The sequence below is a fragment of the Aliirhizobium cellulosilyticum genome, assembly GCF_014198105.1.
Lineage (GTDB): Bacteria > Pseudomonadota > Alphaproteobacteria > Rhizobiales > Rhizobiaceae > Neorhizobium > Neorhizobium cellulosilyticum.
Map to the genome: position 1 here is coordinate 53,090 of NZ_JACIGW010000006.1, position 13,963 is coordinate 67,052.

Annotated in this window: 12 protein-coding genes; 4 read left to right on the forward strand and 8 right to left on the reverse strand. The window is 60.0% G+C overall.

The window, feature by feature from the left end:
- Positions 1–40: 40 nt before the first annotated feature.
- The 3 genes from GGE33_RS21325 to GGE33_RS21335 are packed head-to-tail and all read right to left on the reverse strand — an operon-like array spanning position 41 to position 4,368.
- The gene (locus tag GGE33_RS21325) at positions 41–1,663 is read right to left on the reverse strand and encodes an ABC transporter substrate-binding protein (protein WP_183827683.1); all 1,623 of its coding nucleotides are present in this window, start codon (positions 1,661–1,663) and stop codon (positions 41–43) included.
- Between the two features lie 37 nt (positions 1,664–1,700).
- A complete protein-coding gene (locus tag GGE33_RS21330; RefSeq protein WP_183827687.1) occupies positions 1,701–3,338 on the reverse strand; it encodes an ABC transporter substrate-binding protein in 1,638 nt (545 codons plus the stop codon).
- 28 nt (positions 3,339–3,366) lie between these two features.
- Entirely contained in the window at positions 3,367–4,368 is a 1,002-nt protein-coding gene (locus tag GGE33_RS21335; RefSeq protein ID WP_183827690.1) for an MsnO8 family LLM class oxidoreductase, read from the reverse strand.
- 233 nt (positions 4,369–4,601) lie between these two features.
- Here GGE33_RS21335 and GGE33_RS21340 point away from each other — a divergent pair, with 233 nt between their 5' ends.
- The 4 genes from GGE33_RS21340 to GGE33_RS21355 are packed head-to-tail and all read left to right on the forward strand — an operon-like array spanning position 4,602 to position 8,655.
- Positions 4,602–5,231, forward strand: coding sequence for a GNAT family N-acetyltransferase (locus GGE33_RS21340; protein WP_183827693.1), 630 nt, complete (start codon positions 4,602–4,604; stop codon positions 5,229–5,231).
- A gap of 52 nt (positions 5,232–5,283) precedes the next feature.
- Complete coding sequence (locus GGE33_RS21345; protein ID WP_183827696.1) at positions 5,284–6,306, forward strand: LLM class flavin-dependent oxidoreductase; 1,023 nt, start codon at positions 5,284–5,286, stop codon at positions 6,304–6,306.
- Positions 6,307–6,345: 39 nt separating this feature from the next.
- Entirely contained in the window at positions 6,346–7,365 is a 1,020-nt protein-coding gene (locus GGE33_RS21350) for an LLM class flavin-dependent oxidoreductase (RefSeq protein WP_183827699.1), read from the forward strand.
- An 18-nt stretch (positions 7,366–7,383) separates the two neighbouring features.
- Complete coding sequence (locus tag GGE33_RS21355) at positions 7,384–8,655, forward strand: LLM class flavin-dependent oxidoreductase (protein WP_183827702.1); 1,272 nt, start codon at positions 7,384–7,386, stop codon at positions 8,653–8,655.
- Positions 8,656–8,657: 2 nt separating this feature from the next.
- On the opposite strand, the gene GGE33_RS21360 is transcribed toward GGE33_RS21355, so the two are convergent.
- The 5 genes from GGE33_RS21360 to GGE33_RS21380 are packed head-to-tail and all read right to left on the reverse strand — an operon-like array spanning position 8,658 to position 13,847.
- Positions 8,658–10,142 (reverse strand): FAD/NAD(P)-binding protein, encoded by a 1,485-nt coding sequence (locus GGE33_RS21360; RefSeq protein ID WP_183827705.1) that lies wholly within the window; start codon positions 10,140–10,142, stop codon positions 8,658–8,660.
- Positions 10,139–11,215: an LLM class flavin-dependent oxidoreductase gene (locus tag GGE33_RS21365; RefSeq protein WP_183827708.1), complete on the reverse strand. Its 1,077-nt coding sequence runs from the start codon at positions 11,213–11,215 to the stop codon at positions 10,139–10,141. Before GGE33_RS21365 ends, GGE33_RS21360 begins: the two co-directional genes overlap by 4 nt.
- A gap of 48 nt (positions 11,216–11,263) precedes the next feature.
- On the reverse strand, positions 11,264–11,995 hold the full coding sequence (locus GGE33_RS21370; RefSeq protein WP_183686687.1) for an ABC transporter ATP-binding protein: 732 nt from the start codon (positions 11,993–11,995) through the stop codon (positions 11,264–11,266).
- Entirely contained in the window at positions 11,992–12,855 is an 864-nt protein-coding gene (locus tag GGE33_RS21375) for an ABC transporter permease (RefSeq protein ID WP_183827710.1), read from the reverse strand. The genes GGE33_RS21370 and GGE33_RS21375 overlap by 4 nt, the downstream gene beginning before the upstream one ends.
- Complete coding sequence (locus GGE33_RS21380) at positions 12,852–13,847, reverse strand: aliphatic sulfonate ABC transporter substrate-binding protein (protein ID WP_183827712.1); 996 nt, start codon at positions 13,845–13,847, stop codon at positions 12,852–12,854. Before GGE33_RS21380 ends, GGE33_RS21375 begins: the two co-directional genes overlap by 4 nt.
- Between the last annotated feature and the right edge of the window lie 116 nt (positions 13,848–13,963).

The following is a 13,963-nucleotide window of genomic DNA, read 5'->3' on the forward strand; positions in this document are numbered from 1 at the left end:
CCTGCACTTTTTCTCCGATCTGCCGTGTGAGCATGTCGGACTATTCGCTTTTCCAGATGTCGTAGGCGCTTTCGGGCAATTGCTTGAACGGCCGGAAGCTGATCCCCTTCACATGGCTTGCGGCAGCAATCTGATCTTCCGGCTCATAGAGCGGGATGGCATAAGCTTCTTCTACAATCGCGAAACGCTGCAGCTTGGTGTAGATTTCGAATCGTTTCTTCTGATCGAGCGTCGAGGCGGCTTCGCTCAGCCATGCGGCCAGTTCCGGTGCCGAGGCGCGGCTGTAGTTGATCGTTCCACCCTTATCGAGCGGCAGGTAATGGTATTCGATATCAATCGCATCCGTCGGTGTGTTGGAATTGGCGATCGAGCCGAATTGGCCGGTCTTGCGGCGCTCGGTATAGGTGCCGGCATCGACATAATTGATAGCGAGATCGATGCCCGCGACCTGCCGCGCCTGCGCCTGCAGGGCCTGTAGCAGTACATCACGCTGGTCACGCACCGTCGCCTGCGCCTGCACGACCTCGATTGTCAGGCGCTTGCCGTCTTTGACACGAAAACCTTCCGCGTCCCTGTCTTTCCAGCCGGCATCGTCGAGCAGGCCGTTGGCGATCTCGGCATCGGCGCCATAGGTTTTTTCGATACTTTTATCGTAAAATTGCGGGTCAATCGGCGAGGTAATGCCCCATGCCCGTGTGCGCTCGCCGCGATAGACGGCCTGCAGAACCTTGTCGATATCGAGAGATGCGAGCAGCGCCTTGCGGACCTTCACGTCCCGGGTTGGCCCCCAGGTGACGTTGAGGAAAAGCGAATAGGGTGTGCCGGTATTCAGTGCTGTCCGGTAGGTGAAATCCGGATTTTCCTTGAAGAGTGCTGCATCATTGCCCGAAATACCCTCGATCACGTCGAGCTGACCCGATGTCAGCGCGCCGGTGCGCACGGAGGATTCCGGCAGGAAGCGATAGGTTACCTGATCGAGATAGGCCGGCCCCTGATGAGCGGCTGTCGATGGTGCCCAGGCATAGGCCGGGTTCTTCTCGAACTGGATTTCCTGCCCCTTGACGTAGCGCTTGAGGATGAACGGCCCGGTACCGGCGATCTCTGGCCCGCCAGACTTGATCTGCGACGAGGAAAATGCCGCCGGTGACAGGATTTCCAGCCCCGCAACATAATCGAGGAAAGGCGCGTAAATGGCCTTGAGCGTGAAGGACACCGTGTGGTCATCGACCGCCTTCAGCTCGGCAATGCGCGCGACGGGCCCTGCACTGACACTGGTCGAATAGGCCGGATCCCGGAGCTTTTCGAAATTGGCGACCACTGCCTTCGCATCGAATTTCTGGCCGTCAGTAAAAGTGACGTCGCTACGCAGCTTGAACGTATAGGTCTTGCCGTCTTTGGAAATCTCGTAACCGGTGGCAAGCCACGGCACGTAGCCGCCGTCGGCTGTGCGGGCCAAGAGCGATTCATAGGCGTTGCGCAACAAAAGCTTGGTCTTGTCCTGACCGTTGAGTTGTGGGTTGAGGGTGGCAGGATCGGTTTCCACGCCCCAGGTCAGCACACCACCGCTGACTGGTTTCGCATCCTGCGCCAGGGAGGCAACCGGGACGGCGGCAAGAGCCAGTAGCGCGGTGCCGGCGAGAATGAATTGTCTGCGATCGAACATGCGTAAACTCCGTGAAAGATGTTGAACCACAGACTGGTCAGGCGTTCTGCTGAAGCCAGATGTCGTAGGCGTTTTCGGGAAGGCGTTTAAACGGGCGGAAGCCGACGCCCTTGACCTCGCCACTGGCGGCGATCTGGTCGTCTGGCACGTAAAGCGGCAAACCGAGTGCCTGCTCCAGGATGGCGTAGCGCTGCAGTTTTGCGTAGATTTCGAAGCGCTTGTTTGTATCGAGGGTCGATGCGGCTTCATCGAGCCAGGCGGAAACCTCCGGAGCTTCGGTTCGGCTGTAGTTGATCGAGCCGCCCTTGTCGCGCGGTAGGTAGTGGAAATAGATCGTGACGCCGTTTTCCTGCGTGGTCGTCGAGTTCGGGATGATGCCGTATTGCCCATCCTTCTGACGGGTGGAATAGGTTCCCGCATCGACATATTGCAGGGCGATATCAATGCCAGCATGCTGGCGTGCCTGCGCCTGCACGGCCTGCAAAAGGATGTCGCGCTGGTCGCGCACCGTCGCCTGCGACTGGACGACCTCGATCGTCAACCGTTTGCCATCCTTTATGCGAAAACCTTCGCCATCGCGCTCCGACCAGCCAGCCTCGTCCAGCAGGCGGTTGGCCAGTTTCGGATCGAACCCGTAGGCACCTTCGATGCTCTTGTCGTAGAAATCGGTATCGGCGGGGGTAAGAATGCCCCATGCGCGTTGCCGCTCGCCGCGATAGACCGATTGCAGCACCTGATCGACATCGACTGAGGCGTGGAACGCCTTGCGAATGGCGAGCTCCGCCGTCAGCCCGTGATGAATGTTGAGATAGAGTGTGTAGGGCGTGCCGGTATTGATCGCCGTCTGGTAGGAAAATTCCGGATCGTCGCGGAAAAGACCGGCATCATTGCCCGGAATGCCCTCGATGACATGCACCTGGCCGGAAGAGAGCGCGCCGCTGCGCACAGCAGATTCCGGCAGGAAGCGATAGATCACCTCATCCAGATAGGCAGGCCCCTGATGATCGGCATTTTCCGGGGCCCAGTCATAATGCGGGTTCCTGACGAAGCGGACTTCCTGGCCCTTGACGTAGCGATCAAGAATGAACGGACCCGTACCGGCGATTTCCGGCCCACCCGACTTCAATTGCGCTGAGGAGAAAGATTTCGGCGATAAGATCTCGATTGCGGAAGCGCCGTCAAGGAAGGGCGAATAGACACGCGCGAGCCTGATGATGACCGTATGCTCGTCCTGCGCCACAACCTCTCTGACGTGAGAAAGATGCCCGGAGCTGTTGCCGGTCGAATAGGTCGGATCTTTCACCCTTGTCAGATTGAAGGCAACCGCCGCGGCGTTGAACTTCTCGCCGTCACTGAAGGTGACATTGTCACGCAGAACGAAGGTGTATTCCAGGCCATCTTCAGAAATCGAGTAGCTCTTGGCCAGCCACGGCACATAACCGCCTTCCGGTGTGCGCGCCAAAAGCGATTCATAGGCGTTACGCAGGATCAGCTTGGCTTTGGCCTGCCCATTCAAATGCGGGTTGAGTGTGCTCGGTTCGGTTTCCACGCCCCAGGTCAGCGAACCACCGCTGACGGGCGCTTCCACTGCGCCTTCGGCGCCGATGGCAAGGCCGGTTGTTGCAAGAAGCGCCGTGGCGCCGGTTGCGAGAATGAAGTGACGTCTGGTTACCATGCTAATCCCCTGAACCTATGTCTTGAAATCACGCGGCAAGCGCGCGGCTGGCTGTCGCCAGATATTCGATGGCCTTGAGATGATGCGCCCCGTCCGAGACCGGGCAATCGACGATGAATTCATCGACGCCATGGAGGTGGTGGAGCCGTTGCAGCTCAGCCTGAACGGTTGTGGGAGAGCCCCGGATGATCAGCGGCGAGCGCTCCTCGATCCGGTAGCTGGCAGCGCCCGCCTGACGTACATATTCCAGCGCCTGCAGTTCGCTGCCGACATTGACGCCCTGTCCGCCCTCGATCTCGACACGGAAGCGGCGCCCCTCGACATCCAGGGCCTCGGCTGCCTGATCGGTCTCGGCGACCACCACCGCAACGGCCAGAACCGCATAGGTTCCGCCAGCGTCTCTATAGGCCGCAAGCGTAGCCGATACAGCGTTCTCTTCGCCGTTGATGTGGCCGGCATAAACGAAGCTCCAACCGAGGCTGGCGGCGAGCCTTGCGCTTTCCGGACTCGCACCGAGGAGAAAGCGATTTGGCGCCGTAGGCGGAGAAGGATAAGCGCTGAGCCTGTCTTCCGGCGTGGTTGCTGCATCCTCGCCGCGAATAAAACGGTCGAGATCCGCAAGCTGTGCGTCAAACGACGGCCTGCGCGTGGGATCATAGGCGCCTTGAAGCGCGCGGGTCGAAATCGGTAACCCGCCGGGCGCCTTTCCGATGCCGAGATCGACACGGCCGGGCGCGAGAGAGGCGAGGAGATTGAAGTTCTCGGCCACCTTGTAGGCGCTGTAATGCTGTAGCATGACGCCGCCGGAACCGATGCTGATCCGCTTCGTCTGCGCCAGAAGATAGCCGATCAGCACTTCCGGCGACGAACTTGCAAGCTTCGGAGAGTTATGATGCTCGGCGACCCAGAAACGCCGGAAGCCGTGGTACTCGGCTTTTTGAGCCAGAGCGACGGTTCGCCGAAGTGCAGCGGCAGCGCCTTCATTTTCGTGAATCGGGCTCTTATCGAGAAAGCTCAAACCAAAGGTCATCCACATTCCTTCTGGGGGCAGATTGTCGAATTGATAAAAGCTATATTTTTTGTAGACTAATAATCGAGCAATGATGTTTCCTTATTCAGCTGCACAATAAAAGATCATGCCGCGCCAACCATGACCTCCTTGATCCATGCTTTACGCGCGGCTGGGGCGGGCCCGGGTCTTTGATGAGGAGGCTTGAGCGAGACCGTCTGGACAGCTGGCTACCGCCCCTTGCGAGGAAAGCCATGCCCGACGTCATTATCCGGACTACCCTTCATGATCCCTCGACCCGGCCTCTGATTGAGGGGCTGATCAGCGAGTATGATGGTCGCTATGGTGTCGATAGTCGACCGGGCGGAGCGCGGACGGAACTCTTCCGTTACCCTGACGGCATCAATTCTCCGCCGCTCGGCGATTTTCTTCTCCTGCAACGCGACGGGCAGACCATCGCCGGTGGCGCCTTCATGAGCCACGACAACGAGACGGCAGAGATCAAGAGGATCTGGACCGATCCTTCGTTGCGACGACAGGGGCTTGCCCGACGCATCATGACCGCCCTGGAAGACAGTGCCGTCAGCCTCGGCTATACGCGGACCTATCTTTCGACCGGTTTTCGCCAGCCGGAAGCCGTCAACCTGTATCTGAGCCTAGGATATCGGCCGCTCTTCGAGGTCGATGCGGATCCTCGCCTTTATCGATCGCTTCCCTTCGAAAAACATATCGGCGCCAAGGCCGAACAGACACCCTCAACCCCCATCTACCCGCCGGCCGCCTCATTCGAAGCGGCGACAGAACGCGTAAAGGCGCTGAAGGCCGAGCAGGAAGAGAGAATACTCGATCGGCTTGCCCGACATCGTGCCCTGTCTGCGGCGTGATTGTCCGCCAGCCACGCCCATCATTCACTCCCCCTTTCATTTGAGAGTTGCCATGCCGCTGTCCCACATCTCGAAATTTTCGTTTCTCGTTCCCGGTAACTACGATGACGACAACCCCGCCAAGGGGATAGAGGAAACGCTGCAACTGATCGAGCTCGGTGAAAGGCTAGGTTATTCCGGCGCATTGGTGCGACAGCGCCATCTGGAGCGCGGCATCTCCTCTGCCGCGACTTTTCTCGCTGCCGCGTCACAGCGCACAAAAACGATCGGGCTCGGTACCGCAGTCATCCAGCTCGGTTATGAAAATCCGTTTCGTCTCGCCGAGGACTTGGCGACGGTAGACATCCTTTCGGGCGGACGCCTGAATGTCGGTGTATCGGTCGGTGCACCGCCTTTCGGCGATCTGATCGCAGACTATGCCGATGACGCACCGCAGGCCGATTACGGACATGGACGCGCAGAAAAACTGGCTCGCGCGCTTCAATCGCTGCCTCTCTCCGACGAACTGCTCTCCGGCAATGCGGCGGGTGCCCAGACGCCCCGCCTGCGCCCGCTCGCACGAGGGCTTGCCGATAGACTCTGGTACGGTGGTGGTTCCCAGAATTCGGCTCGCTGGGCGGGACAGGCCGGCTTCAACCTTCTCACCGGCAATATCGTCAGCGGTGAAGGCACGGACGATTTCCTGACTGCGCAGGCAGCGCTGATCAACCGTTTCAAGCAGGAATGGACGCATGCCCGCCCGCCGCGTGTCGCACTCGGCCGCGTCATCCTGCCGACAGATAGCGCCAGCCCGGCCACACGCCGGAAATATGCGGATTTCGTCGCCGCCCGTACGGAGCGCACCAAGATCGCTCACGGCCCGCGGCGAACGCTGTTCCTGCCAGACATCATCGGCACGACAGACGAAATCCTTGACCAACTGTCCCGAGACCCGGTCCTGCCGCAAATCTCCGAATTCAGGCTCGAACTTCCTTATGAATTCGCTGCCGAGGATTACGGCCAGATCATCACCGATTTCACCCGACTGTTTCCAGCGGCAAAAGAGGCGGATCACGGCCTGCGCAATGCCAGCTGATCAACCGACAGACCCGCAACCTTTTGCTCGGAGCAAGACATGACATTGACCAAAGGCCTTCATATCGGCATCGGCCTTGATGCCGGATCCCGTAATATCTTTCACACTGAAACCGGTCCGGGCGGCCTCTTGCAAAGGCTGGATGCAGCCGCCGACCTCATCATCATCGAGGACCGTTTCGCCCGGCCCGACGGCGATGGGCTTGATGCCGTGCTGTTTGCAAACTGGCTTGGCGCCAAAAGCCAAAATGCGGGGATCCTTGCCGGCGCGCCGATCAACGTCCTAGAGCCTTTTCATATCTCCACCGCGATCGCGACACTCGACTATGTGACTGAGGGGCGGGCCGGGCTTTTGGCGCAGTCGCTCGCGGGAGATCACGCCGCGTCTGCCAGGCGCTTTACAGGACCTCTGAACGGCTATCCGGCGGATGACCGCCAGGCGCTCGACACGGATTTTGGCGAAACGATCGACGTGATCCGGCGGCTATGGGACAGTTGGGAGGACGACGCGGTGATCCGCGATGTGGAAAGCCAGCGTTTCGTTGATGGGGCCAAGCTGCGTTATATCGATTTCAAGGGCAATAATTTCAGCGTGCTTGGTCCCTCAATCACGCCACGCCCGCCACAGGGCCAACCGATCATTGCCGCAACCATCAGCAAGGCAGGTGACTTAGCTGCAAAAGCCAATGTCGACCTGGTTTTCCTGCGCGCCGGCATCGACGAATTGTCCTCCGTGCTGAAGACCGTATCAGCAGCCCAACCCGATTTGCGCTTCTTCGCCGACATCGACCTCAGCTCCGCTTCCGCAGAGGAGAGAACAGACCGGCAATGGCAAGACGAGGCTGAACGCATCGCCGCACGAGTGCGTGAGTGGGCGGCATCGGGTCTTGCCGGCATCCGACTTCTGCCGCGTCAACCCGACCGTGATCTACGCCCGGTGGTCGATCACCTCCTGCCGGCTCTACGGACCGCAGGCATCGGCCGGCCACAAGAGGCATCGACCCTGCGTGAACGCCTTGCCCTGCCTGTCGCTACCAACCGTTATGTCAACGCAGCCTGACGAATCCGGAGCACGACCATGTCGAAGCAACAAATCATCCTTGGAGCCCAGTTTCCAGGCGTCAACAATTTCACGGTCTGGAGCGATCCCGCTGCAGGCAGTCAGATTGCCTTTTCATCGTTCCGGCATTTTGCCGAAACCGTCGAACGCGGGAAACTCGATTTCATTTTTCTGGCTGAGGGTTTGCGCGTGCGCGAGCAGAAAGGGCGTTTCCATGAACTTGACGTGGTCGGCCGCCCCAACACGCTGGCGATCCTGACGGCCCTGGCAGCCGTTACCGAGAATATCGGCCTGATCGGTACGCTGACCACGACATTCAACGAGCCTTATGCGCTGGCACGCCAGCTTGCGACGCTCGACACGCTGTCTCAGGGCCGTGCCGGCTGGAACGTCGTCACCTCGCCCGGCGCTTTTACCGGCGCGAATTTCCGGCGTGGCGATCACCTGCCGTTTGCCGAACGATATGAGCGCGCAAGGGAGTTCATCGACGCAGCGCGCGCGATCTGGCAGGGCAGCGATTTCGTGGCAAACTCGAAACATTTCGACATTGCTGGCCGAACCGATCTGCCTCCTTCCCCGCAAGGTGGACCGGTCATCGCGCAGGCGGGCGATAGCGATACCGGACGCGAATTGGCGGCAAGCCATGCCGATCTCATCTATTCCCGTCACGGTACACTCGAAGAAGGGCAGGCCTTCTACCGAGATGTAAAAGCAAGGCTTGCCCGCTACGGACGGAGCGACAACGATCTGAAGATCCTGCCAGGTGCAGCTTTTGCCCTTGGCGAGAGCCAGGAAGATGCCGAGGAAAGGCTGCGACTGATCCGCCTGCAGCAGGTGAGCCCGAAGAATGCCATCGTGTTTCTGGAACAGGTCTGGAACCGCGATCTCTCCACTTACGACCCCGAAGGACCGTTGCCGGATGTCGATCCCGAAGTCTCCACGCCGGCGCTGGCGCAGGGCCGTGCGAACCGTTTCGACGACCGGTTAGATACCGCCCGCAAATGGCGCGAGATCGCCGAGCATGAAAAGCTCAATATCCGCCAGCTGGTGATCAAGGTCACGGCGCGCAAGCATTTCGTCGGCACGCCGGAAACTGTAGCGCGCGAGATCAACCGCTATGTGCAGGAAGATGCTGCCGACGGTTTCGTCTTCGCCCCGCATCTGACCCCGACCGGATTCGACGAGTTCGTCGAGAAAGTTATACCACATCTGCAGGAATGGGGCGTTTACCGAAAGGACTACACGAGAGGTACACTGAAGGGTAACCTCGGCCTTAGACCTGCCGCCTAGTGTTAGACGCTGGTCTGGTCGGATATGGCTATTTTGCTCAAGGCAGCCCAAATCCTGTCCGCCAACACTTCGGCCTGGAAACGCAGTTCGGTCAAAGAACTGGACTCCCAGGCGACACCGCGCAAGGGGTGGCCGATCGCAAAGATGTCGGCATGGGCCACGCCCTGCCGACTGATCACTGCGAATTCGTTTGTTGCGTCGATCCCGAAACCAGTCTCGTGACGCCTCACCAGCCCGTCTCGCAAGAGATTTTGCACTAGAGGTGCGGAAATCCTGCCCCAATCGTGCTCCTGATGCCCGCGGGCATCCACGATAGCGTCAACGAGAAGGGTCTCCGTTTGCCGTTTGCCTCGTGGGCGAACAACAACCTCGATCTGTTCTCTCATGGGGGTTGCTGATACCAATCTTGCCGCGCGTGCGAAAAATCGGTCCGCATCTCTAGCCGCCTGGATCGCTTCGAAGGAAGGTGGTGCGGCGCGATGCACGGTCACGTCCCAAAGGGAACGCAGATGGCGTGCGAACCGGAGGCGCTCGGCGGTCGTCGCGCTCTGCCACAGGGGCAGGATGAACGGGCGCAGGCTGAGTGGCAGAACCTGCCAGTCCCGCCCCTCCATCAAAAGCTTCCTGCGTGCGTCGATCATCAATACCAGAAGTTCGCGGGTCGACTTTGGTAGCTGCTTGGGATCGATTATCTCCACAGGATCGCCGACAACGCGAACCGGTTCGATGAGGTGACCACGACGTGAGATGACATGGTATCGCCCGGGAAATCCCCTGCTCTCCAGGCTCGCAACGGTATCGACCATGCTCAGGCTCGCACCGACGATCAAGATGTTGTCCAATCGGCTGAGACGATCCAGCTTTTGGCTCTCCCACGGCGTCGCCAGCCGATCATCCCCCAAGAGGGGAGCGAGCGCGGGATCATTCGCGAGGGGAAAGACACCAGTTGCCAGCACCACGAGGTCTGCCCGAAGTCTACGGCCATCGGCGAACCGGGCGAAAATGCCCTGCCACCGGCATTGCCTCTCCAAATGAACGACCTGCGATTGCCAGTGCTTGACATCAACGTTGTCCGCCGCCTTGGCTATTGCAAGGTGCAGTTCTTCCTCGACATAGCGGCCGAACACTCCTCGGGGAATGAACCGACTATTGGCATCTTCCGGACGAGCGGAAAGTCCAATATCCGCATTTTTCTCCACCCAGCGAGCCAGATGCGTAGCGTCGTTGGGGTGAATGGAAAAATTACCGGCAGGGCCGTTCATTAACTGGACCGTCTCGGTCGTACTATAGGCTTGTCCGCGACCGAGCGATGCGCGAGGCTCGGCAATAACGATGCGTAGCGGTCCTCGCAGACGTTCCAGCAGGCGGATCGTCAGCGCCGCCCCCGAATATCCACCGCCGATAATCAGGATGACGGGCGCCTTGTTACCACCCTCCGGGTGCCCGTCGACAGCGACATCAGGTGGTAACGAAAAGACGAGCGTCATGCCGGTTCGCGCAGCAGCGGCAGGAGTTGATCGCCTTGCCTGGAGATCTCGCGCAGATAGGGCGTATCAGACAAAACGAAATGGGTTATCCCGAGTTCCCGGTAGCGCTTGAGCGAGCGTGCGACATCGGCCGGCGACCCCACAAGCCAAGTCGTCCCCGCACCGCCACCGCCATATCGGCCGGGAGCGGTGTAGAGATTTTCGTCAAGAACATCGCCCTTTGCGGCCAGGTCATAAAGGCGTTGTTGCCCGACGGCCTGAACTCTGCGCTCGTCGACATAGTCATCCTTGCCAATTCTTGCCATTTCAGCAACTTTGGCCTCTGCATCGGCCCATGCCTGCTCGGTCGTGTCACGCACAAACGTGGTAACCCGCAACCCGAATTCCAGCGGCGGCAAGTCGCGATCCTGCGCTTTGCTCAACTGCTTCAGCCGGTCGATCCGTACAGCGACGCCCTCAAGCGGTTCGCCCCAGAAAAGCTGGATGTCGGCTTCGCTAGCCGAGACGCGCTCGGCTGCGGCCGACGCTCCGCCGAAATAGAGCTTCGGATGGGTGCGGTTTTCCCGCTCGGCAATTCTCGGCGTTACCGTCGAGTTTTCGACCCAATAGTGCTGGCCCTTGAATGTCACGTTATCCTCGGTCCAGAGGCGGCGGATCAGCCGCATGAACTCCTGCGTTCTGCCATAACGTTCCGCCTGATCGCCTTCCTGATCGCCATAGGCCGTGATCGTGTCCTGTCCCGAGACGATATTGAGCCGCACCCTGCCACCCGAAAGATGGTCGAGCGTCGCGACCGCCGATGCGAGATTGGCCGGGCGCCAGTAACCGGGGCGGACGGCGATCAGAGGTTCGAAAGACGTAGTCCGCGCGGCAAGAGCGGTCGCGACCGTGAACGTGTCCGGCCGGCCCCAGCCGGCTCCCATAAGAGCGCCCCGCCATCCGTGCTGCTCGAGCGCCTTGGCATGCTCGGTCAGCGTATCGAGGCTGTTATGGTCACTGCTCACCGGCTCTCCGCGGTGCCCGGCAACGACCTGATTGGGGATATACCAGAGGAATTCCGACTGCTTTGTCATTGGCCAAATTATCTTTTCTCGAAAAACGGGAGAGCGAAATGCATCCGCTCAGATGACATGGGCGGCCTGCAAGGCAGTAAGGACATCACTCTTCAGCTCGGCCAGCCGTGCGGCCCGCCGGTCCCGCGGCCGGGCAAGGTCGACGGAAAGATCCTGCTGGATGCCGCCATCCCTCGCGCCCATCATGTAGATCCGGTCGCCGAGATACAGCGCTTCGTCGATGTCGTGGGTCACCAGCAGGAAGGAGATGCCGCGCTGCTCGACCAGCTTCAGGACGAGATCCTGAAGCTTCATCCGCGTGAAAGCATCAACCGCACTGAACGGCTCGTCGAGCAGCAGTATTCGCGGTTCGGTGTAAAGCGCCCGGGCGATCGCCACGCGTTGCGCCATGCCTCCGGAAAGCGCCTTCGGCAGCGTATCGGCGTGGCCGCTCAACCCGACATCGTCGATCAGCCGGTTCACCCGCGCACCATCGAAACGCCGCCCGTCCGCATAACCGATATTCTGCGCCACAGTGAGCCAGGGCATCAGCCGTGGCTCCTGGAAGACGAAGGCGATCGGTGGTGAAGACGAGGCGCCATCGAGACCCGCTTGCACCGAAACCTTGCCGGAAAACCGCTTGTCCAAGCCGGCGGCAATCCGCAGTAGCGTGCTTTTTCCGCAGCCGCTCGGCCCGAGCAGTACCGCAGCCTCACCATTGTCCAGGCTCAGCTTGATATCGTGCAGGACGATTGTGCTGCCGAACGCCTTTTCACGCACTTCGATATCGAGGATGCTCATGTCGGGCGCCCTCCGATCGACGTCGAATAGGTGTCGCGCCACGAAAGACACCGGTCTTCGACGAGCTTGAACACGCTGTCCGACACCTTTCCCAGGATCGCCAGACAGATAATCGCGATCAGCACGAGATCGGGGCGCGAGAGCTCGCGTCCGTCGGACAGCATATAGCCGATGCCTTCCGACGCGGCGAGAAGCTCGGCTGCCACCACGCTCAGCCATGCCAGCGACAGGCCGTAGCGCAATCCGGTGAATAGATGCGGCAGCGACGCGGGGATCAGTATGCGCCAGACCAGCACCGGCAACGGCTGCCGATACATTTCGCCGACCTCGACCAGCTTCCGGTCGACGTTGCGAATGCCCGAAAACAGGCTGAGATAAACCGGAAAGAAAGCGCTCTTGGCGATCAGGACGACCTTCGACGTTTCGCCGATACCGAACCAGATCATCAGGAGTGGCACCCAGGCGAGGCTTGGCACCGCTCTCAATGCCTGGAAACTCGGCTCGAGATACCGCTCGGCTGAATACCAGAGGCCTACAATCGAGCCGATGACGATGGCGAGCAGCGAACCCGCGACAAAGCCGATCAGCACCCGCAGGCTGCTGGCAGCGATATTCGTCCACAGCGGCCCCTCCGCCAGATAGAGGAAGGTCGTGTACAAATCCGATGGCGGCGGCAGCACGTAAGGGCTGACCCACGCCATACGGACGAAAAGCTCCAGCAGCACAAGTGCGCCGACTGGAACGATCGCGCCACGCAGATCCATCGAAAACAACCTGCCGCCCAGGCGGGAAAGCCGCCCGGGTGACTTCCCGGTCTCAGTCTGGTTCTCGCCCCGAAACTCCTGGGTCGAGATCGTCATGCACCGATAACCTTCCTGGCCGGCGTCGGATCCAGAAGCTGCGAGAGGACGTTATCAACATTGACGCCCGGCCGCAGCACTTCCGGGCCAAGCAGCGGGGTTGCCGTCTTGATGGAGGCCAGCAGCTCGTCGCCAGGCACCGGATCGGTCCAGTCGCGTCTTGCGATTGTGCGGCGCGTCACCTCTGGATCGCCACCGGCCTGCTCCGTCACGAAAGCGACGAACTCGTCATTGTTCTCGCGGATCCATTTCTGCGTCTGCACCCACACACCGAGCACCCGCTCGACGGCTTTCGGATGCTTGCCGAGAAACTCTTCCGACACGCTGAAGACACTTCCTTCCCGCCAGCTGCGGTCGTTGAAGATCGCCCGGTCGCCAGCAATTTCCGCCTGCGCGGTCTGCGGATCGATGCCCACCCAGGCGTCCACCTGGCCCTGTCTGAGCGCGGCGAATCCTTCCGGATGCTGGAGATTGACGACCTTGAGATCGTTGATCGTCAGATTGGATTGGGCGAGCGCGCGAACAAGCGTGAAATAGGGAGCTGTTCCCTTGGTCACCGCGATCGTCTTGCCCTTGAGGTCCGCAACGGACTGCAACGGCGAGTCGGACTTCACCTGGATGATCGACGAACCACCCCAGCTTGCCACGTAAATGATCTTCAAAGGCACGCCATTGGCACGCGACAGGAAAGCCGAAAGTGCTGCAGATCCGGCAAAGTCGGTCGAGCCGACCTTGAGGAATTCAAGCGAATTGTTGCTGCCGCGCGACTGAACCCAGCTGATCTTGGTACCGACATCCTTGAACGCCTCTTCCAGCCAACCCTTGTTCTTGATGAGCAATGTGTGGGAGGAATAGAAGCCCCAGTCGAGCCGCAGCTCGGCTGGGAAATCCGGCGGCTGCGCGGACGCAAGCGAAGCGCTGAATGGTGATGCGAGGACGGCCCCGGCGGTGGCGAGTTTCAGAGCATTACGGCGCGAGATTTTGATGGTCATACAGTTCCCAATCTATGGAATTGATAGACTATCAATTTAGCCGGATGGCGAACTCACGGTCTCGGAACGGTTTCCCATAATTTTTCTAAATTGGGGAAAATCTGTATCGGCTCGGA

What these genes read in the sequence shown, in the direction of transcription:
- GGE33_RS21330 (WP_183827687.1), bottom strand. Translation starts at nt 3,338, where the DNA reads ATGGTAACCAGACGTCACTTCATTCTCGCAACCGGCGCCACGGCGCTT.
- GGE33_RS21365 (WP_183827708.1), bottom strand. Translation starts at nt 11,215, where the DNA reads ATGACAAAGCAGTCGGAATTCCTCTGGTATATCCCCAATCAGGTCGTT.
- GGE33_RS21370 (WP_183686687.1), bottom strand. Translation starts at nt 11,995, where the DNA reads ATGAGCATCCTCGATATCGAAGTGCGTGAAAAGGCGTTCGGCAGCACA.
- GGE33_RS21375 (WP_183827710.1), bottom strand. Translation starts at nt 12,855, where the DNA reads ATGACGATCTCGACCCAGGAGTTTCGGGGCGAGAACCAGACTGAGACC.
- GGE33_RS21340 (WP_183827693.1), top strand. Translation starts at nt 4,602, where the DNA reads ATGCCCGACGTCATTATCCGGACTACCCTTCATGATCCCTCGACCCGG.
- GGE33_RS21380 (WP_183827712.1), bottom strand. Translation starts at nt 13,847, where the DNA reads ATGACCATCAAAATCTCGCGCCGTAATGCTCTGAAACTCGCCACCGCC.
- GGE33_RS21335 (WP_183827690.1), bottom strand. Translation starts at nt 4,368, where the DNA reads ATGACCTTTGGTTTGAGCTTTCTCGATAAGAGCCCGATTCACGAAAAT.
- GGE33_RS21360 (WP_183827705.1), bottom strand. Translation starts at nt 10,142, where the DNA reads ATGACGCTCGTCTTTTCGTTACCACCTGATGTCGCTGTCGACGGGCAC.
- GGE33_RS21355 (WP_183827702.1), top strand. Translation starts at nt 7,384, where the DNA reads ATGTCGAAGCAACAAATCATCCTTGGAGCCCAGTTTCCAGGCGTCAAC.
- GGE33_RS21350 (WP_183827699.1), top strand. Translation starts at nt 6,346, where the DNA reads ATGACATTGACCAAAGGCCTTCATATCGGCATCGGCCTTGATGCCGGA.
- GGE33_RS21345 (WP_183827696.1), top strand. Translation starts at nt 5,284, where the DNA reads ATGCCGCTGTCCCACATCTCGAAATTTTCGTTTCTCGTTCCCGGTAAC.
- GGE33_RS21325 (WP_183827683.1), bottom strand. Translation starts at nt 1,663, where the DNA reads ATGTTCGATCGCAGACAATTCATTCTCGCCGGCACCGCGCTACTGGCT.